Here is a 244-nt window from a genome sequence, read left to right on the forward strand (position 1 = left end):
CCCCCACCAGCCGGCGCCCGACCTGGTCGCAGTCCCGGCCGAATATCGAGATTTGCGCGTGTGACTTGAGTTCAGACGTGGGGCCGTCGTATCTTTCGGGGCGCTGGCGCTCGCCTACCACAGTCAGGTGGTCGGCCTGCAAGCGGGTGGAGATCGGAAGGGCGTGGTGTAGGGAAAGAGTGTTGACTTGTGTGTAGATCAAGGTGTTCCCCGTATAATTCAAAACTTGGGGGTTGGGGGGGGG

1 pseudogene is annotated in these 244 nt (G+C 61.5%); it reads right to left on the bottom strand.

Annotated features, from left to right (window positions below):
• Nucleotides 1-202 (bottom strand): annotated as a pseudogene (locus QQL85_RS26520) (hypothetical protein); the annotation flags it as partial.
• Nucleotides 203-244 lie beyond the last annotated feature (42 nt).

This window comes from Pseudomonas putida (assembly GCF_030159595.1).
GTDB lineage: Bacteria > Pseudomonadota > Gammaproteobacteria > Pseudomonadales > Pseudomonadaceae > Aquipseudomonas > Aquipseudomonas putida_AC.